The sequence below is a fragment of the Streptomyces sp. NPDC003023 genome, from assembly GCF_042888225.1.
Lineage (GTDB): Bacteria > Actinomycetota > Actinomycetes > Streptomycetales > Streptomycetaceae > Streptomyces.
The window spans coordinates 576,257-594,951 of record NZ_JBIAPL010000003.1 but is presented as its reverse complement, the minus strand read 5'-3'; the positions used below and the strand labels follow the sequence as shown (position 1 = coordinate 594,951).

The following is an 18,695-nucleotide window of genomic DNA, read 5'->3' as shown; positions in this document are numbered from 1 at the left end:
CCCCGCAATGACTCCCTCCGGGAGGCTGTGATGAGTACCGCATCCGCACGCGAGACCACAGAGGGACCCGTCTACACGGTCACCGGTGGCGACTGGGACGAGGTCGTCCAGTCCGCGGCCAAGGCCGACGACGAGCGCATCGTCGTCAACATGGGCCCGCAGCACCCGTCCACGCACGGCGTGCTCCGGCTGATCCTGGAGATCGACGGCGAGACCGTCACCGAGGCCCGCTGCGGCATCGGCTACCTCCACACCGGCATCGAGAAGAACCTCGAGTACCGGACCTGGACGCAGGGCACCACGTTCGTCACGCGCATGGATTACCTGACGCCGTTCTTCAACGAGACGGCGTACTGCCTGGGCGTGGAGCGGCTGCTCGGCATCGAGGACCAGATCCCGGACCGGGCGACGATCATCCGCGTCCTGCTGATGGAGCTCAACCGGCTCTCGTCGCACCTCGTGTGCATCGCCACCGGCGGTATGGAGCTCGGCGCCACCACGATCATGATCTACGGATTCCGTGATCGTGAACTCATTCTCGACATCTACGAGCTGATCACCGGCCTGCGCATGAACCACGCGTACATCAGGCCCGGCGGACTCGCCCAGGACCTGCCGCCGGGCGCGGTCGACCAGCTCCGCGAGTTCGTGAAGACCATGAAGAAGAACCTGCCGGAGTACGACAAGCTCGCCACCGGCAACCCGATCTTCAAGGCCCGTATGCAGGACGTCGGCTACCTGGACCTGACCGGATGCATGGCGCTGGGCGCCACCGGACCGGTCCTGCGCTCCGCGGGCCTCGCCCACGACCTGCGCAAGACCGACCCGTACTGCGGCTACGAGACGTACGACTTCGACGTACCGACCGCCGACACCTGCGACTCGTACGGCCGCTTCCTCATCCGTCTCGAGGAGATGCGGCAGTCGCTGAGGATCGTCGAGCAGTGCCTGGACCGGCTGGAGCCGGGCCCGGTGATGGTCGCCGACAAGAAGATCGCCTGGCCCGCGCAGCTCGCGCTCGGCCCCGACGGCCTCGGCAACTCCCTCGACCACATCAAGAAGATCATGGGCACCTCCATGGAGGCCCTGATCCACCACTTCAAGCTGGTGACCGAGGGATTCCGGGTGCCGGCCGGGCAGACGTACGCCGCGATCGAGTCCCCCAAGGGCGAGCTCGGCGTCCATGTCGTCTCCGACGGCGGGACCCGGCCCTTCCGGGTCCACTTCCGCGACCCCTCGTTCACCAACCTGCAGGCCATGGCGGCCATGTGCGAAGGCGGCCAGGTCGCCGACGTCATCGTCGCCGTCGCGTCCATCGACCCCGTGATGGGAGGCGTCGACCGATGACGGACGTATCGCTGGGCATGCCGCAACTGCCCGCGCCGGACTACCCGGCCGATGTGCGCGCGAGGCTGGAGGCGGACGCGAAGGAGATCATCGCCCGCTACCCCGGCAGCCGGTCCGCCCTGCTGCCGCTGCTGCACCTGGTGCAGTCGGAAGAGGGCCATGTGACCCGTACGGGCATGCGGTTCTGCGCCGAGATGCTCGACCTCACGACGGCGGAGGTCACCGCGGTCGCCACCTTCTACACCATGTACCGGCGCAGGCCCTCCGGCGACTACCAGGTCGGCGTCTGCACCAACACGCTGTGCGCGGTGATGGGCGGCGACGCGATCTTCGAGGAGCTGAAGGAGCACCTCGGCGTCGGCAACAACGAGACGACCGAGGACGGCAAGGTCACCCTCGAGCACATCGAGTGCAACGCGGCCTGCGACTTCGCGCCCGTCGTGATGGTCAACTGGGAGTTCTTCGACAACCAGACGCCCGAATCGGCGAAGAAGCTCGTCGACGACCTGCGGTCCGGCGAAGAGGTCAGGCCCACCCGCGGCGCGCCCCTGTGCACCTACAAGGAGACCGCCCGCATCCTGGCCGGCTTCCCCGACGAGCGTCCCGGCGCGGTCGAGGCCACCGGCGGAGCCGGGCCCGCCTCGCTGATCGGCCTGCGGCTCGCCAAGGGCGAGACCGCCCCCGCACGGGTGGTCCACCCGCGCGGCGAGGCACCCCGGAACCGTCCCCAGCCGGGCTCCGAACACCTGAGCTCGCACGACGCACCGCAGCAGACCTCGGCGTCCGACCCGGACAACCCGGCCGGACCTGTAGCCGAGGAGGGGGAGTGATGACCTTGTCCACCGAGTACAGCGGCGGCTCCCGGCCGGAGGTCGGAGGAGAGGGCAGCCCGGAAAAGCTCCTCGCCCCGGTCCTGTCGGCCTTCTGGGACGAACCGGAGTCGTGGACGCTGGAGACCTACCGCAGGCACGAGGGCTACGAGGGCCTGCGCAAAGCGCTCGCCATGTCGCCCGACGACCTGATCGCCTACGTCAAGGACTCCGGTCTGCGGGGCCGCGGAGGCGCGGGATTCCCCACCGGCATGAAGTGGCAGTTCATTCCGCAGGGTGACGGCAAGCCGCACTATCTCGTCGTCAACGCCGACGAGTCGGAGCCGGGCACCTGCAAGGACATCCCCCTTCTGTTCGCCAATCCGCACTCCCTCATCGAGGGAATCGTGATCGCCTGCTACGCGATCCGGTCCAGTCACGCCTTCATCTATCTGCGCGGTGAAGTCGTCCCCGTGCTGCGGCGGTTGCACGAGGCGGTGCGCGAGGCGTACGAGGCGGGGTTCCTCGGCAAGGACATCCTGGGCAGCGGACTCGACCTCGAGCTCATCGTGCACGCGGGCGCGGGCGCGTACATCTGCGGTGAGGAGACGGCGCTGCTGGACTCCCTGGAGGGCCGTCGCGGCCAGCCCCGGCTCAGGCCCCCCTTCCCCGCGGTCGCCGGTCTGTACGCGTGCCCCACTGTGGTGAACAACGTCGAGTCCATCGCCTCGGTTCCCGCGATCCTGAACAAGGGCAAGGACTGGTTCAAGTCGATGGGCAGCGAGAAGTCCCCCGGCTTCACGCTCTACTCGCTCAGCGGCCACGTCGCGAGCCCCGGCCAGTACGAGGCACCGCTCGGCATCACACTGCGCCAACTGCTCGACATGAGCGGCGGCATGCGGCCCGGCCACCGGCTGAAGTTCTGGACGCCCGGCGGCTCCTCGACCCCCATGTTCACCGACGAACACCTCGACGTCCCCCTGGACTACGAGGGCGTGGGCGCGGCCGGTTCGATGCTCGGCACCAAGGCACTCCAGTGCTTCGACGAGACGACCTGCGTGGTGCGGGCCGTCACCCGCTGGACCGAGTTCTACGCGCACGAGTCCTGCGGCAAGTGCACGCCGTGCCGCGAAGGCACCTACTGGCTGGTCCAGTTGCTGCGGGCCATCGAAAACGGAGCCGGCACCCTTGCCGACCTCGACAAGCTGAACGACATCGCCGACAACATCAACGGCAAGTCCTTCTGCGCCCTCGGCGACGGCGCCGCGTCCCCGATCTTCTCCTCGCTCAAGTACTTCCGCGACGAGTACGAGCAGCACATCACCGGCAACGGCTGCCCCTTCGACCCCGCCAGGTCGACTCTCTGGGCGGACCGGCACGACAAGAACACGGAGGTGAACGCATGACGGTCACGACGTCTGCCCCCTCCGGGGGCTCGGAGGCCTCCGTACCGCCGGAGGACCTAATCTCGCTGACGATCGACGGCATCGAGATCTCCGTCCCCAAGGGGACGCTGGTCATCCGCGCCGCCGAGATGCTCGGGATCGAGATTCCGCGCTTCTGCGACCACCCGCTCCTCGACCCGGCCGGCGCCTGTCGCCAGTGCATCGTCGAGGTGGAGGGCCAGCGCAAGCCGATGGCCTCGTGCACCATCACCTGCACGGACGGCATGGTCGTCAAGTCGCAGCTCACCTCGCCCGTCGCCGAGAAGGCGCAGCAGGGCGTGATGGAGCTGCTGCTGATCAACCACCCGCTGGACTGCCCGGTCTGCGACAAGGGCGGCGAGTGCCCGCTGCAGAACCAGGCCGTCTCGCACGGCCACGCCGACTCCCGTTTCGAGGGGAAGAAGCGCACCTACGAGAAGCCGGTACCGATTTCCACCCAGGTGCTGCTCGACCGTGAGCGGTGCGTGCTCTGCGCGCGCTGCACCCGCTTCTCCAACCAGGTCGCCGGCGACCCGATGATCGAACTGATCGAGCGCGGTGCGCTCCAGCAGGTCGGCACCGGCGAGGGCGACCCGTTCGAGTCGTACTTCTCCGGCAACACCATCCAGATCTGCCCGGTCGGCGCGCTGACCTCGGCCGCGTACCGGTTCCGCTCCCGTCCGTTCGACCTCGTCTCCTCGCCTTCCGTGTGCGAGCACTGCTCGGGCGGCTGCGCGAGCCGCACCGATCACCGCCGCGGCAAGGTCATGCGGCGCCTGGCCGCCGAGGACCCGGAGGTCAACGAGGAGTGGATGTGCGACAAGGGGCGCTTCGGCTTCCGCTACGCCCAGCAGCGCGACCGGCTCACCACACCGCTCGTCCGCAACGATGAGGGCGTGCTGGAGCCGGCGAGCTGGCCGGAGGCGCTGGAGGCGGCGGCCCGCGGCCTCGTCAGGGGGCGCACCGGTGTCCTCACCGGCGGCAGGCTGACCGTCGAGGACGCCTACGCGTACGCCAAGTTCGCCCGGGTCGCCCTCGACACCAACGACGTCGACTTCCGCGCCCGGCAGCACTCCGCGGAAGAGGCCGACTTCCTGGCCGCGCGGGTCGCGGGACTGGGCCAGGACCTCTCCGGTACAGGAGTCACGTACACCGCGCTGGAGAACGCCCCGGCCGTGCTGCTCGCCGGGTTCGAGTCGGAGGAGGAGGCCCCCGGCGTCTTCCTGCGGCTGCGCAAGGCTCACCGCAAGCACGGACAGCGCACCTTCTCCCTCGCCACCCACGCCACTCGCGGCCTGCAGAAGGCGGGCGGCACCCTGCTGCCCGCCGCCCCCGGCACCGAGACCGAGTGGCTGAACGCGCTCGCCTCGCGGACCGGACTCGACGAGGACGGCACGAAGGCCGCGGAGGCGCTGCGCGCCGACGGCGCGGTGATCCTGGTGGGCGAACGGCTCGCCGCGGTGCCCGGCGGCCTCACCGCCGCGGTACGCACCGCGGCCGCCACCGGCGCGCAGCTGGTGTGGATCCCGCGCCGTGCCGGTGAGCGGGGAGCCGTGGAGGCGGGGGCGCTGCCTTCGCTGCTGCCCGGCGGCCGCCCGGCGACCGACCCGCGGGCCCGCGAGGAGACCGCGGAGGTCTGGCGCGTACGGGAACTCCCGCACCGCTACGGCCGCGACACCGGCCAGATCGTGGAGGCCGCGGCCACCGGCGAACTGGGCGCGCTGCTCGTCGCGGGTGTCGAGGTCGCGGACCTGCCCGATCCGGCGCGCGCCCGTGAGGCGCTCGACTCGGTCGGCTTCCTGGTGTCGCTGGAGCTTCGCCCGAGCGAGGTCACCGACCGGGCGGACGTGGTCTTCCCGGTGGCGGCCGTCGCCGAGAAGCCCGGCACCTTCCTCAACTGGGAGGGACGGGCCCGGATGTTCGAGGCGGCGCTCAAGCCCGAGCAGATGACCCGCAGTCTCGCGCCGACGGACGCGCGGGTGCTGCACATGCTCGCCGACACCCTCGACGTGCACTTCGGACTGCCGGACCTCAAGTCCGTACGCAGGGAACTGGAACGGCTCGGCAGCTGGGACGGCCCTCGGTCCGCGGACCCGGCCGAGACCGCGAAGCCGCTGCCCCGGCCGGGCGACGGCGAGGCGGTCCTCGCCGGCCACCGGCTGCTGCTCGACCACGGCCTGCTGCAGCAGGGCGACGAGGCGCTGGCCGGCACCCGGCACGCCGCGGTCGCCAGGCTGTCGGCGGCCACCGCGGCGGAGACCGGCGTCGAGGACGGCGACGAGCTGGAGGTCTTCGGACCGGCCGGCTCGGTACGACTGCCGCTCCAGGTCAGCGAGATGCCCGACCGGGTGGTGTGGCTGCCGATGAACTCCGTCGGCGGCGGCGTCACCGCTGACACCGGCGCCCGGCCGGGCGAGTTGGTCCGCATTGCCGCGGCGGCGGACGCGACCGCCCCGGCGACGCCGGAGGTGCGGTCATGACCGCCCGTGACCCCGGTCGGGCCGCGGTCGCGCGCATGCGCGGCGCCGCGCGACCGACCGGGTCCCCGACCCCCGCCGGCCTGCCGGGCGCAGCCCCGGCCACCCCCGCATCGGAGGTGCGCGCATGACCACGCTGGCTCATGTCGCCCAAGCACAGCGCAGCGTCCTGGCCCTTGAGGACCTGTCGATGTTCGGACGCGACCCGTGGTGGCTCGTCGTCATCAAGGCCGTGTTCTGCTTCGCCTTCCTGATGGTGACCGTGCTGTTCTCCATCGTGTGGGAGCGCAAGGTCGTCGCCTGGATGCAGCTGCGCATCGGCCCCAACCGGCACGGCCCCTGGGGCCTGCTCCAGTCGCTCGCCGACGGCGTCAAACTGATGCTGAAGGAAGACGTGATCGTCAAGCGGGCGGACAAGATCGTCTACGTCCTCGCCCCGATCATCGCGGCCATCCCGGCCTTCATGGCGATCGCGGTCATCCCCTTCGGCCCGCCCGGCAACGAGGTCTCGATCTTCGGCCAGCGCACCACGATGCAGCTGACCGACCTGCCGATCGCGATGCTGTACATCCTCGCGGTCGCCTCCGTCGGCATCTACGGCATCGTGCTCGCCGGCTGGTCGTCCGGCTCCACGTACCCGCTGCTCGGCGGACTGCGCGCCTGCGCACAGATGATCTCGTACGAGATCGCGATGGGCGCCGCCTTCGCCTCCGTCTTCCTCTACTCCGGGTCGATGTCGACCTCGGCGATCGTCGAGGCGCAGGCCGACCGCTGGTTCGTCATCCTGCTGCCGGTCTCCTTCATCATCTACGTCGTCACGATGGTCGGAGAGACCAACCGTGCGCCGTTCGACATGCCGGAGTCCGAGGGCGACCTGGTCGGCGGCTTCAACACCGAGTACAGCTCCATCAAGTTCGCGATGTTCATGCTGGCGGAGTACGTCAACATGGTCACCGTCTCCGCCGTCTCGGTCACCCTCTTCCTCGGCGGCTGGCGGGCCCCGTACCCGATCTCGACCTTCTGGGAGGGCGCGAACCACGGCTGGTGGCCGATGCTCTGGTTCGTCCTCAAGGTCCAGCTGCTGCTGTTCTTCTTCATCTGGCTGCGCGGCACGCTGCCCCGCGTCCGCTACGACCAGCTGATGAAGCTCGGCTGGAAGGTCCTGATCCCGGTCTCCGTCGTCTGGCTGATGCTGGTGGCGACCGTGCGTGCGCTGCGGAACGAGAACTACGACTTCCAGCAGATCGTGCTGTACGTAGGTGGCGCGGTGATCGCGGTGCTGCTGCTCTCGTTCGTCGCGGACGTCTTCCGCGGCAAGAAGGAGAAGGAGCAGGAGGCCGCCGGCCCGCCGCCGGCCGCGTTCGACCCGATGGCCGGCGGTTTCCCCGTACCGCCGCTGCCCGGGCAGGAGTTGCCACCGGTGCCGCGCCGGCAGCCGAGGCGTGAGCGCGAACTGATTGTCAGTGGTGGGCCCAATACTGACAGTGACGGTCCTCGGGACGGAAAGGAGGCTGACGGTGTCTGAGGAATCCCAGAACAAGGAATCCGAGAGCAAGTTCCTGAATCCGGTTGCCGGCTTCGGCGTGACCTTCAAGGCCATGTTCAAGAAGCGGCTGACCGAGCAGTACCCGGAGCAGCAGAAGGTCACGGCGCCGCGCTTCCACGGCCGGCACCAGCTCAACCGCCATCCGGACGGGCTCGAGAAGTGCGTCGGTTGCGAGCTGTGCGCCTGGGCCTGCCCGGCGGACGCGATCTACGTGGAGGGCGCGGACAACACCGAGGAGGAGCGTTACTCCCCGGGCGAGCGATACGGCCGCGTCTACCAGATCAACTACGCCCGCTGCATCCTGTGCGGCCTGTGCATCGAGGCGTGCCCCACGCGCGCGCTGACCATGACCAACGAGTTCGAACTGGCAGACAGCAGCCGCGAGAACCTCATCTACACCAAGGAGCAGCTGCTCGCGGGCCTCGACGACTACATGGTCGACTCGCCGCACGCGATCTACCCCGGTATGGACGAACAGGACTACTACCGGGGCCTGGTCACGGAGGCCGCCCCCGGCACGGTCCGGCAGGTCGCCGTCTCCAGGGGTGAGCAGGTGCAGGAGGGCGAGTCCACGTTCGGCAAGGACGAGCCGGCGTCGAAGAAGGTGATCGGCGCATGAGCACGCTCGCCGCCTACTCCACCTCGACGGGCGAGGCCGTCCAGTTCTGGGTGCTCGGCACCGTCGCCGTCATCGGGGCGCTCTGCACGATCCTGATGAGGAAGGCAGTGCACAGCGCGCTGTGCCTGGCCGGCACCATGATCGTCCTGGCCGTCTTCTACCTCGCCAACGGCGCGTACTTCCTCGGTGTCGTCCAGATCGTCGTCTACACCGGCGCGATCATGATGCTGTTCCTCTTCGTCGTCATGCTGGTCGGGGTCACCGCCGCCGACTCGCTCAAGGAGACGCTGAAGGGCCAGCGCTGGCTGGCAGTGGCCTGCGGACTCGGCTTCGGCATCCTGCTGATCGCCGGCATCGGCAACGCCTCGCTGAAGAACTTCAACGGACTGGGCGCCGCCAACTCCGCCAACGGCGGGAACGTCGAGGGCCTCGCCGCGCTCATCTTCACCAAGTACGTCTTCGCCTTCGAGATCACCGGCGCGCTGCTGATCACCGCGGCCGTCGGCGCGATGGTGCTCACCCACCGGGAGCGCACCGAGCGGGCCCTGACCCAGCGTGAGCTGTCCGAGCAGCGTGTGCGCGAGGGCAAGCACCTGCCGCCGCTTCCCGCCCCCGGCGTGTACGCCCGGCACAACGCGGTGGACATCGCCGGCCTGCTGCCGGACGGCACCCCGTCCGAGCTCACCGTCAGCCGGACGCTGCGCCGGCGCGGTCAGATCCGCGACGTGTCGACCGAGGCGCTGAACGACCTGAAGGCCCTCGAGCAGCGTTCCGAGGAGCGCCTCGGACGCGACGGCGACACCCGCGACGGCGACACCCGCGGCGGCGACACCCACGACGGGAACACCCGCGACCGGGACGGACAGGAGGCCAAGCGGTGAATCCGGTCAACTACCTCTATCTCGCCGCCCTGCTGTTCACCATCGGCGCGGCGGGAGTCCTGATCCGGCGGAACGCGATCGTGGTGTTCATGTGCGTCGAGCTGATGCTCAACGCGTGCAACCTCGCGTTCGTCGCCTTCTCCCGTATGCACGGCAACCTCGACGGCCAGATCATCGCGTTCTTCACGATGGTCGTCGCCGCCGCCGAGGTCGTGGTCGGGCTCGCGATCATCGTGTCGCTGTTCCGCTCCCGCCACTCGGCCTCGGTCGACGACGCCAGCCTGATGAAGCTGTAAGGGGTCGGAAGAATCGTGGAGAACCTGATTGCGCTGCTCGTCGCGGCGCCACTGCTCGGGGCGGCGGTCCTGCTCTGCGGCGGGCGCCGCCTCGACAAGACCGGGCACTGGCTCGGCACCCTGCTGGCGGCCGCGTCCTTCGTCGTCGGCGCCGTGCTGTTCGTGGACATGCTGGGCAAGGGTGCGGAGGAACGCGCTCTGCACCAGAGGCTGTTCAGCTGGGTCCCCGTCGAGGGCTTCCAGGCGGACATCGCCTTCCAGCTCGACCAGCTGTCGATGACCTTCGTCCTGCTGATCACCGGTGTGGGCTCCCTGATCCACATCTACTCGATCGGTTACATGGAGCACGACGAGCGGCGCCGCCGCTTCTTCGGCTACCTCAACCTCTTCCTCGCGGCGATGCTCCTGCTGGTCCTCGCCGACAACTACCTGCTGCTGTACATGGGCTGGGAGGGCGTCGGTCTGGCGTCCTACCTGCTCATCGGGTTCTGGCAGCACAAGCCCAGTGCGGCGACCGCGGCGAAGAAGGCCTTCCTCGTCAACCGCGTCGGCGACATGGGCCTGTCGATCGCGATCATGCTGATGTTCACCACCTTCGGCACCTTCGCCTTCGGCCCGGTGCTGGAGTCCACGGGCGAGACCTCGGAGGGCATGCTGACGGCCATCGGCCTGATGCTGCTGCTGGCCGCGTGCGGCAAGTCGGCCCAGGTGCCGCTCCAGTCCTGGCTCGGTGACGCGATGGAGGGCCCGACCCCGGTCTCGGCCCTGATCCACGCGGCCACCATGGTCACCGCGGGCGTCTATCTCATCGTCCGCTCCGGGGCGATCTTCAACGCCGCACCGGACGCGCAGCTCGCGGTCGTCATTGTCGGCGCGGTCACGCTCCTGTTCGGTGCGATCGTCGGTTGCGCGAAGGACGACATCAAGAAGGCGCTGGCCGGTTCGACGATGTCGCAGATCGGCTACATGATCCTGGCGGCCGGTCTCGGCCCGATCGGATACGCCTTCGCGATCATGCACCTGGTGACGCACGGCTTCTTCAAGGCCGGGCTCTTCCTCGGCGCCGGTTCGGTCATGCACGGCATGAACGACGAGGTGGACATGAGGAAGTACGGCGGTCTGCGCAAATACATGCCGATCACCTTCGTCACCTTCGGCCTCGGCTACCTGGCGATCATCGGCTTCCCGGGCCTGTCCGGTTTCTGGTCCAAGGACAAGATCATCGAGGCGGCCTTCGCCTACGACGACGGCATCCGCGGCTGGATCTTCGGCGGGGTGGCGCTGCTCGGCGCGGGCATCACCGCGTTCTACATGACCCGGGTGATGATCATGACCTTCTTCGGCGAGAAGCGCTGGCAGCCGGCGCCGGACCCGGAGAAGGCCGCGAGCGTCGAACCGGGCGCGCAGGCGCACCCCGGCGAGATGCCCCACCCGCACGAGTCGCCCAGGTCCATGACGATCCCCATGATCGTGCTGGCCTTCGGATCGGTCTTCGCCGGCGGTCTGTTCAGCCTGAACGAGGCGTTCGTGACATGGCTGGAGCCGGTCACACAGTTCGAGCACCCGCACCCGGTGATGAGCGTCCCGGCCATCACGGCCTCGACGGTCGTCGTGCTGCTCATCGGCGTGGCCATCGCCTGGCTGATGTACGGACGCAAGCCGGTCCCGGTCACCGCACCGCGCGGTTCGCTGCTCACCCGGGCGGCCCGCCGCGATCTCCTCCAGGACGATTTCAACCACGTGGTCCTGGTCCGCGGGGGCGAGCACCTCACCCGGTCCCTGGTCTACGTGGACCACACCCTGGTCGACGGAGTGGTGAACGGGACGGCCGCCTCGTTCGGCGGGCTCTCCGGCCGGCTGCGCAAACTGCAGAACGGCTACGCCCGCACCTACGCGGTCTCGATGTTCGGCGGTACGGCGATCCTGATCGCCGCGACCCTGTTGATGAGGGGGGTCTGAGCCATGTCCGCAGTAAGCACAGGGTTCCCGATCCTGACGGCCACAGCGGTGCTCCCGGCGGTGGGCGCCATCGCCGTCGCCGCCGTTCCCGCCGCGAGGAGGGCCGCCGCCAAGTGGCTGGCGCTGCTCGTCTCGCTCGCCACGCTCGTCCTCGCCGTGATCGTGCTCGTACGTTTCGAGCCCGGCGGCGACCGCTACCAGCTCACCGAGTCCCATTCCTGGATCGCCGACTTCGGCGTCCGGTACGAGCTCGGGGTGGACGGCATCGGGGTCGTGATGGTGGCGCTGACCGCGCTGCTGATCCCGTTCGTCATCCTGGCCGGCTGGCACGACGCCGACCCGCTGGAGGCGCAACCGTCGGCGGGTTCGCGCTGGCGGCCGACCCAGGGCTTCTTCGCCCTGATCCTCATGGTCGAGGCGATGGTGATCCTCTCGTTCGAGGCCACCGACGTCTTCCTCTTCTACATCCTGTTCGAAGCCATGCTCATCCCGATGTACTTCCTCATCGGCGGCTTCGGCGACCGCGCGCACGCGGGCACCGACGAGAACGCGGCAGCCCAACGCTCTTACGCGGCCGTGAAGTTCCTGCTCTACAACCTGGCCGGCGGGCTCATCATGCTGGCCGCCGTCATCGGGCTCTACGTGGTCGCCGGGAGCTTCTCGCTCTCCGAGATCGCCGAGGCCCGGGCGAGCGGCGAGCTGGAGATGGCGACCACCACGGAACGTCTGCTCTTCCTGGGCTTCTTCTTCGCCTTCGCGATCAAGGCGCCGCTGTGGCCGCTGCACACCTGGCTGCCCAACGCGATGGGTGAGGCGACCGCCCCGGTGGCCGTGCTGATCACCGCGGTCGTGGACAAGGTCGGCACCTTCGCGATGCTGCGCTTCTGTCTCCAGCTGTTCCCGGAGGCCTCGAAGTGGGCCACCCCGGTGATCATCGTGCTGGCGCTGGTCAGCATCGTCTACGGCGCGCTGCTCGCCGTCGGCCAGCGCGACATCAAGCGTCTGATCGCCTACGCGTCGGTCTCCCACTTCGGCTTCATCGTCCTGGGCATCTTCGCGATGACCAGCCAGGGCCAGGCCGGTGCGACGCTCTACATGGTCAACCACGGACTGTCCACGGCGGCGCTGATGCTGGTGGCCGGCTTCCTGATCTCGCGGCGCGGCTCGCGGCTCATCGCCGACTACGGCGGTGTGCAGAAGGTCGCCCCGGTGCTCGCGGGCACCTTCCTCATCGGCGGTCTCGCCACCCTCTCGATGCCGGGTCTCGCACCCTTCGTCAGCGAATTCCTGGTCCTGGTCGGCACGTTCGCCGCCTATCCGGTGGCCGGCATCATCGCGACGATCGGAATCGTGCTCGCCGCGCTCTACACCCTGGTCCTCTATCAGCGGACGATGACCGGCCCGGTGAAGGCCGAGGTGCGGAGCATGCCGGACCTCAGGGTGCGTGAGCTGGCCGTCGTGGCTCCGCTGATCGCACTGCTGCTCTTCCTCGGTGTCTTCCCGAAGCCGCTGACGGAGATCATCGATCCGGCCGTGGAGCACACAATGTCCGACGTACAGAAGCAGGACCCCCGGCCCGATGTGGAGGCGGCCAAGTGAGCGCAACAGCTGTCCACAGCCTGTGGACAAAGGCTGCGGAGGTCGAGCCGCTCCGCGAGATCCCGACGCCCCACATCGAGTACGCACAGCTCGCACCGGTGCTGATCGTCGTCGGTGCGGCCGTCCTGGGCATCCTGGCGGAGGCCTTCGTCCCCCGCAGGGCCCGGTATCACACGCAGGTGTTCCTCACCGTCGTCGCGCTCGCGGCCGCCTTCGCGGCGGTCGTCGGGCTCGCCGCCGGCGGATACGCCACCACGGAGAAGCAGATCGCGGCGATGGGAGCCATCGCCGTCGACGGTCCGGCGCTGTTCCTGCAGGGGACGATCCTGCTGGCCTCGATCGTCTCGGTGTTCACCTTCGCGGAGCGCAGGCTGGACCCCCAAGCGCACGGCAACCGCGTCGACTCGTTCGCCGCGGAGGCCGCCGCCGTACCGGGCAGCGAGCACGAGAAGGCCGCGGTCAAGGCCGGGTTCACCACCACCGAGGTGTTCCCGCTCGCGCTCTTCGCCATCGCCGGCATGCTGGTCTTCCCCGCTGCCAACGATCTGCTGACGCTGTTCATCGCGCTCGAGGTCTTCTCCCTCCCGCTCTACCTCCTGTGCGCGGTGGCCCGCCGCAAGCGGCTCATGTCGCAGGAGGCGGCGGTGAAGTACTTCCTGCTGGGCGCCTTCTCCTCCGCGTTCCTGCTGTTCGGCATCGCCCTGGTCTACGGCTACGCGGGCTCCGTCTCGTACGCCCGGATCGCAGACGTCGTCGAGGGCAGTGTCCGCACCATCGACCCGGCACTCGCCGACACCATGGGCAACGACGCGCTGCTGCTGATCGGTGGCGCGATGATCCTCATGGGCCTGCTGTTCAAGGTCGGCGCGGTCCCGTTCCACATGTGGACGCCCGACGTCTACCAGGGCGCACCGACCCCGATCACCGGCTTCATGGCCGCGGCCACCAAGGTCGCCGCGTTCGGCGCGCTGCTGCGACTGCTGTACGTGGCGCTGCCGGGTCTCACCTGGGACTGGCGGCCGGTCATGTGGGGCGTCGCGATCGTCACCATGCTGGGCGGTGCGATCGTCGCCATCACCCAGACCGACGTCAAGCGCCTGCTGGCGTACTCCTCCATCGCGCACGCCGGCTTCATCCTGGCCGGTGTGATCGCGGCGACGCCCGAGGGCGTCTCGTCCGTCCTCTTCTACCTGCTCGTGTACTCCTTCGTGACGATCGGCGCGTTCGCCGTCGTCACGCTGGTGCGCGACGCGGGCGGTGAGGCGACCCACCTCTCCAAGTGGGCCGGTCTCGGGCGGCGTTCGCCGCTGGTGGCGGCTGTCTTCGCGGTGTTCCTGCTGTCGTTCGCCGGCATTCCGCTGACGTCCGGTTTCGCCGGCAAGTTCGCGGTCTTCAAGGCGGCGGCCGACGGCGGCGCGGCCGCGCTGGTCGTGGTGGGTGTGATCTCGTCCGCGATCGCCGCGTTCTTCTACATCCGGGTCATCGTGCTGATGTTCTTCAGCGAGCCGAAGCCGGAGGGGCCCACGGTCGCCGTCCCCTCCCCGCTGACCATGACGACGATCGGTGTCGGCGTGGCGGTGACCCTGGTGCTCGGCGTCGCCCCCCAGTACTTCCTGGACCTGGCGAGCCAGGCGGGGGTGTTCGTGCGCTGACCGGGCGTGCGGCGAGAAGGTCCGGCGTCTCCTCGGGGGAGGGGCCGGACCTTCGTCGTTCCTACAGCTCGCGCGACCGCCTGCGCTTGGGGACGATCTCGGTCAGATCGAGGTCGAAGGGGAACGGCACGTCGACCTTGAGCCGGTCGCGGAAGATCCCCGTGCCGACGTACTGGCCGGTGTTCGGCTCCAGTTCGAAGACGTACACGACGGCGCGGCCGTTGTCGTTCTCCACGCGCCAGTAGGCCGGGATGCCCGCCCGCGCGTACTTCAGGGGCTTGGTCTCCCGGTCCAGGGACTCCGACTCCTGGGAGACGACCTCGATCGCGAGGCGCACGGTCTCGGCCGGGAAGCGGGTCTGGCCGGCGTCCTGGATGACGTGCTCGGGCACGACGATCACATCGGGCTCGGGTCGGTTCTGGCGGTCCACGTCGATGGTGAACTCACGGACGACCTCGAAGTCCTCCGGTGCCAGCGACTGCAGCTGCCACTTGAAGAAATCCACCGTGCGCTCGTGGAAAAGTGTCTGCGGACTCACGAAGACGAGGCTCCCGTCGATCAGCTCCGTGTGCGGAGGCAGGTGGGGAAGCCTGTCCAGGTCGTCAGCGAGCCAGCCGCCCACGGGCGGGACCGGCCAGTCGGCCTTCTGTGCCCTCGGTTCCACGCTCATCAGTGCTCCCATGAGACGGAGTCTCGCGTTCACGTCCAGCGTATCCGGCGGAAAGGGATCAACACCTCGCGCACGTGTGAACGAATCACCTCGTATTGACGCGACCCCCGATCGACCCCACCTGTTCCGCGCCGGCGCGAGCCGTGCCATGGTGATGATGATTGGTCTGGACCTGTCATTTCGCGCAGAGAGGAGCCGGCCCGTGCGCGGCACCACGGTTCCACCGGGGACGGCACCCTGCCCCGCCCCGAGTGAGGGCGTACCGCCCATGCACCGCCTCGAGGTGCCGATGCCCAACGCCATGCCCTTCGCCATCGGCACCTTCGACACCATCGGCCCGATGTCCCGCGCCGACTTCCCGCACCGCCACACCTTCTACGAGATCGTCCACGTCACCGCCGGCACCGGCGCCCATGTCGTGGACCTCTGCCGCTGGGAGCTGCGCCCACCCCACCTCGGAGTCGTCACGCCCGGCCGGATCCACCACTGGGAAGGTGCGAGGGGACTGGACGGATCCGTCGTCCTGTTCACCGAGGACTTCCTGCTCGACCACCCCGGCGACCGGGAACTGCTGCGGCGGCTGGGGGAGCGGCCGTGGCGGGACCTCGACGGACCGACCCACGAGCGGACCGGACGGCTGATCGCCGACCTCGACGACGAGTACCGCACCGGCGCCGACGGGTTCGCGACCGTGCTGCGGGCACTGCTCCACATCCTCGTCGTACGCGCCTCCCGGCTTCCGGAGCCCGCCCCGGCCCGCCCGCCCAGCCGGCCCGGCACGGTCGCGGAGGAGTTCGTACGGCTGATCGCCCGTAACGACCCCGCCCTGTGGTCGGTTCGAGCCTGCGCGGACCGGATCGGGGTCAGCGGCGGCTATCTCGCGGAGGCGGTCAGGGCGGCGACCGGGCGGACGCCCGGCCAGTTGGTCCGTGAGGCCCGCACCCACGAGGCCAAGCGGCTCCTGGCCAGGACGGACCTCTCGGTGCGGCAGGTGGCGGGCCGCGTCGGACTCGCCGATCCCGCGTATTTCTGCCGCTTCTTCCGCCGCGAGACCGGTGTGAGCCCGGGGGACTTCCGGCGGGGCGGGGACGTGTCAGGAGCCAATCACCACGAACACCGGATCCAGTCCATCGCCCGGCCGCGTCCGCCTGCGTAGGTTCGTTGCCGATCCCCCACGCCCCACGAAGGAGCAGGCATGGACGGCGCCACCGGCACGAACGGGGAACACCCCGAGGAGATCACAGCAGGCACACAGACCCCCGGCCCCAGCCGCAAGACGCTGCTGCGTGCGGCGCTCGCCGCGTCGGTGGCCGCGCCCGTCGCCCTGATGGGCTTCCCCGCACTCGCGCGCACCGCCTCGGCGACCGGTGGGTCGCCGGCCCTGACACCCGAGTGCGACGACGGCGACGACCCGACACCACCGCAGATGGAGGGCCCGTACTTCAAGCCCCACTCGCCACGGCGTTCCTCGCTGCTGGAGCCGAACACGCCGGGCACCCGCCTGACCGTGACCGGCTACGTCTTCGGACTGGCCTGTCTCCCCCTGAGCGGGGTCCTGCTCGACTTCTGGCAGGCGGACGTCAACGGCGCCTACGACAACGTGGGCTTCCGCTTCCGCGGGCACCAGTTCACCGACGCCAAGGGCGCGTTCACGCTCACCACGATCGTGCCGGGTCTCTACCCGGGCCGCACACGGCACATCCACGTCAAGGCGCAGGCCCCCGGCCGGCCCGTGCTCACCACGCAGCTCTACTTCCCGGGAGAGCCCCGCAACAGCACCGACTCGCTCTTCGATCCGAGGCTGCTGATGACCGTGCGCGACAGCGGCGGCGCCAAGGAGGCGGCGTTCGACTTCGTGCTGAACGTGCCGCAGAACCCGGGGCCGGGCCCGACCGGAAGCCCCACCACCCCGCCGCCGGGCGGTACATGGGCGGTGGGCACGACCTACGCCTCCGGCGCGCGGGTCACTCATGGCGGAGGCGCCTACGTGTGCCTCCAGAGCCATGTGGCCCAGCCGGGCTGGGAGCCACCGTCGGTCCCGGCGCTCTGGCGGGCCGAGTGACCACGGCGGGGCGCGGCTGAGGGGGCCGCGCGAAGGCCCGGCACCCCTGGAAACCGCCGAGCCGGGGGAGCCGGGCCTTCATGGTGAAGAGGTGCGATCAGCGTGCGGGGACGATCCGCCCGGTGACCTCGCCCAGCCCGACACGGACCCCGTCCGCGCCAGGAGCCCACGCGGTCAGGGTGACCACGTCGCCGTCCTCGAGGAACGTCCGCTTGCCCTCCGGCAGTTCGAAGGCGTCGCGACCGTTCCAGGTGAGCTCCAGCAGCGAACCGCGCTGGTTCACCTCGGGGCCGCTGACGGTGCCGGAGCCGTACAGGTCGCCGGTGCGCAGGGAGGCCCCGTTGACGGTCATGTGCGCCAACTGCTGGGCGGCGGTCCAGTACATCGTGGCGAACGGAGGCTCCGCCACGACCTGGCCGTTGATCGCCACCGAGATCCGTACGTCGAAGCCGCCGGGCTCCTCGTCCTGTGAGTCGTCCAGGTAGGGGAGGAGGTCGAAGTCACGGGCGGGCGGCGCGGTCCTGGCCGCGTCCAGCGCCTCCAGCGGGGTCACCCACGCGGAGACGGACGTGGCGAAGGACTTGCCGAGGAAAGGGCCGAGCGGCACGTACTCCCAGGCCTGGATGTCGCGCGCCGACCAGTCGTTGAGCAGGAACAGCCCGAAGACGTGGTCGCGGAAGTCGCCGAGAGCCACCGGGGTGCCGAGCTCGGAGGGCGTGCCGACGAGGAAACCGACCTCGGCCTCGATGTCGAGCTTCACGGAAGGACCGAACACCGGAGCGGCGTCGGTGGGCGCCTTCCGCTGCCCGGAGGGGCGCACGACGTCGGTGCCGGAGACGACGACCGTGCCGGACCGGCCGTGGTAGCCGATCGGCAGGTGCTTCCAGTTGGGGGTGAGCGCATCGCCGTCCGGGCGGAAGATCCGGCCCACGTTGGTGGCGTGGTGCTCGCTGGCGTAGAAGTCGACGTAGTCCGCCACCTCGTACGGCAGGTGCATCGTCACGGCGCCCAGCGGGTGCAGCAGCGGCTCTATGTCGGGCCGGTGCGCCGGCACCGTGACCCACGCGGTGATCGCCCGGCGGACGTCACGCCAAGCGGTGCGCCCGGCGGCCAGCAGGGGATTGAGGTTCGGCTGCGCCAGCAGGCCGGCGTAGGGGGAGCCGAGCGCGAGCGCGGCGGCCCCGGCGTCGAGCACATGGTTCCCGATACGGACGCCGAGCCGTCGACGGTCCGGTTCGTCGGCCGTGGTGAAGACGCCGTACGGAAGGTTGTGCGGGCCGAAGGGATCGCCCTCGGCGAGATCGAGCGGGCTCTGCTCGGGCATCGGTGCTTGCCTCGCTTTCCACGGATGTGG

At 69.6% G+C, this 18,695-nt stretch carries 15 protein-coding genes; 13 read left to right on the top strand and 2 right to left on the bottom strand.

The genetic code is table 11. The features are described 5' to 3' along the window. The first annotated feature begins 30 nt into the window (after positions 1-30). The 11 genes from ACFYV1_RS14525 to nuoN all read left to right on the top strand — a co-directional run bounded on the left by ACFYV1_RS14525 (position 31) and on the right by nuoN (position 14,609). On the top strand, positions 31-1,347 hold the full coding sequence (locus tag ACFYV1_RS14525) for an NADH-quinone oxidoreductase subunit D (protein ID WP_389395787.1): 1,317 nt from the start codon (positions 31-33) through the stop codon (positions 1,345-1,347). Further along, positions 1,344-2,177 carry an NADH-quinone oxidoreductase subunit NuoE gene (gene nuoE / locus ACFYV1_RS14520; protein WP_389395786.1) on the top strand — a complete coding sequence of 278 codons (834 nt, stop codon included), beginning with the start codon at positions 1,344-1,346 and terminating at the stop codon, positions 2,175-2,177. The genes ACFYV1_RS14525 and nuoE overlap by 4 nt, the downstream gene beginning before the upstream one ends. Beyond that, positions 2,177-3,562: an NADH-quinone oxidoreductase subunit NuoF gene (gene nuoF / locus ACFYV1_RS14515; RefSeq protein ID WP_389395785.1), complete on the top strand. Its 1,386-nt coding sequence runs from the start codon at positions 2,177-2,179 to the stop codon at positions 3,560-3,562. Before nuoE ends, nuoF begins: the two co-directional genes overlap by 1 nt. Next, entirely contained in the window at positions 3,559-6,060 is a 2,502-nt protein-coding gene (locus ACFYV1_RS14510) for an NADH-quinone oxidoreductase subunit G (RefSeq protein WP_389395784.1), read from the top strand. The genes nuoF and ACFYV1_RS14510 overlap by 4 nt, the downstream gene beginning before the upstream one ends. 124 nt (positions 6,061-6,184) lie before the next feature. Beyond that, entirely contained in the window at positions 6,185-7,582 is a 1,398-nt protein-coding gene (gene nuoH, locus ACFYV1_RS14505) for an NADH-quinone oxidoreductase subunit NuoH (RefSeq protein ID WP_389395783.1), read from the top strand. Beyond that, complete coding sequence (gene nuoI, locus ACFYV1_RS14500; protein WP_389395782.1) at positions 7,575-8,222, top strand: NADH-quinone oxidoreductase subunit NuoI; 648 nt, start codon at positions 7,575-7,577, stop codon at positions 8,220-8,222. The genes nuoH and nuoI overlap by 8 nt, the downstream gene beginning before the upstream one ends. After that, positions 8,219-9,103 (top strand): NADH-quinone oxidoreductase subunit J, encoded by an 885-nt coding sequence (locus ACFYV1_RS14495; protein WP_389395781.1) that lies wholly within the window; start codon positions 8,219-8,221, stop codon positions 9,101-9,103. The genes nuoI and ACFYV1_RS14495 overlap by 4 nt, the downstream gene beginning before the upstream one ends. After that, a complete protein-coding gene (gene nuoK / locus ACFYV1_RS14490) occupies positions 9,100-9,399 on the top strand; it encodes an NADH-quinone oxidoreductase subunit NuoK (RefSeq protein ID WP_069927518.1) in 300 nt (99 codons plus the stop codon). The genes ACFYV1_RS14495 and nuoK overlap by 4 nt, the downstream gene beginning before the upstream one ends. 15 nt (positions 9,400-9,414) lie before the next feature. Next, positions 9,415-11,358, top strand: a complete 1,944-nt coding sequence (gene nuoL, locus ACFYV1_RS14485) for an NADH-quinone oxidoreductase subunit L (protein ID WP_389395780.1) — start codon at positions 9,415-9,417, stop codon at positions 11,356-11,358. Between the two features lie 3 nt (positions 11,359-11,361). Then, complete coding sequence (locus ACFYV1_RS14480; protein ID WP_389395779.1) at positions 11,362-12,957, top strand: NADH-quinone oxidoreductase subunit M; 1,596 nt, start codon at positions 11,362-11,364, stop codon at positions 12,955-12,957. Continuing rightward, positions 12,954-14,609, top strand: a complete 1,656-nt coding sequence (gene nuoN / locus ACFYV1_RS14475; RefSeq protein ID WP_389395778.1) for an NADH-quinone oxidoreductase subunit NuoN — start codon at positions 12,954-12,956, stop codon at positions 14,607-14,609. Before ACFYV1_RS14480 ends, nuoN begins: the two co-directional genes overlap by 4 nt. Before the next feature lie 61 nt (positions 14,610-14,670). On the opposite strand, the gene ACFYV1_RS14470 is transcribed toward nuoN, so the two are convergent. After that, positions 14,671-15,279, bottom strand: a complete 609-nt coding sequence (locus ACFYV1_RS14470) for a Uma2 family endonuclease (RefSeq protein WP_389395888.1) — start codon at positions 15,277-15,279, stop codon at positions 14,671-14,673. A 202-nt stretch (positions 15,280-15,481) separates the two neighbouring features. Here ACFYV1_RS14470 and ACFYV1_RS14465 point away from each other — a divergent pair, with 202 nt between their 5' ends. Beyond that, entirely contained in the window at positions 15,482-16,435 is a 954-nt protein-coding gene (locus tag ACFYV1_RS14465; protein ID WP_389395777.1) for an AraC family transcriptional regulator, read from the top strand. Between the two features lie 39 nt (positions 16,436-16,474). Continuing rightward, on the top strand, positions 16,475-17,341 hold the full coding sequence (locus tag ACFYV1_RS14460) for a carbohydrate-binding protein (protein ID WP_389395776.1): 867 nt from the start codon (positions 16,475-16,477) through the stop codon (positions 17,339-17,341). A 97-nt stretch (positions 17,342-17,438) separates the two neighbouring features. On the opposite strand, the gene fahA is transcribed toward ACFYV1_RS14460, so the two are convergent. Beyond that, a complete protein-coding gene (fahA, locus tag ACFYV1_RS14455; RefSeq protein WP_389395775.1) occupies positions 17,439-18,665 on the bottom strand; it encodes a fumarylacetoacetase in 1,227 nt (408 codons plus the stop codon). Positions 18,666-18,695 lie beyond the last annotated feature (30 nt).

What these genes read in the sequence shown, in the direction of transcription:
- ACFYV1_RS14525 (WP_389395787.1), top strand. Translation starts at nt 31, where the DNA reads ATGAGTACCGCATCCGCACGCGAGACCACAGAGGGACCCGTCTACACG.
- ACFYV1_RS14460 (WP_389395776.1), top strand. Translation starts at nt 16,475, where the DNA reads ATGGACGGCGCCACCGGCACGAACGGGGAACACCCCGAGGAGATCACA.
- ACFYV1_RS14510 (WP_389395784.1), top strand. Translation starts at nt 3,559, where the DNA reads ATGACGGTCACGACGTCTGCCCCCTCCGGGGGCTCGGAGGCCTCCGTA.
- fahA (WP_389395775.1), bottom strand. Translation starts at nt 18,665, where the DNA reads ATGCCCGAGCAGAGCCCGCTCGATCTCGCCGAGGGCGATCCCTTCGGC.
- ACFYV1_RS14480 (WP_389395779.1), top strand. Translation starts at nt 11,362, where the DNA reads ATGTCCGCAGTAAGCACAGGGTTCCCGATCCTGACGGCCACAGCGGTG.
- ACFYV1_RS14470 (WP_389395888.1), bottom strand. Translation starts at nt 15,279, where the DNA reads ATGAGCGTGGAACCGAGGGCACAGAAGGCCGACTGGCCGGTCCCGCCC.
- ACFYV1_RS14495 (WP_389395781.1), top strand. Translation starts at nt 8,219, where the DNA reads ATGAGCACGCTCGCCGCCTACTCCACCTCGACGGGCGAGGCCGTCCAG.
- nuoE (WP_389395786.1), top strand. Translation starts at nt 1,344, where the DNA reads ATGACGGACGTATCGCTGGGCATGCCGCAACTGCCCGCGCCGGACTAC.
- nuoF (WP_389395785.1), top strand. Translation starts at nt 2,177, where the DNA reads ATGACCTTGTCCACCGAGTACAGCGGCGGCTCCCGGCCGGAGGTCGGA.
- nuoH (WP_389395783.1), top strand. Translation starts at nt 6,185, where the DNA reads ATGACCACGCTGGCTCATGTCGCCCAAGCACAGCGCAGCGTCCTGGCC.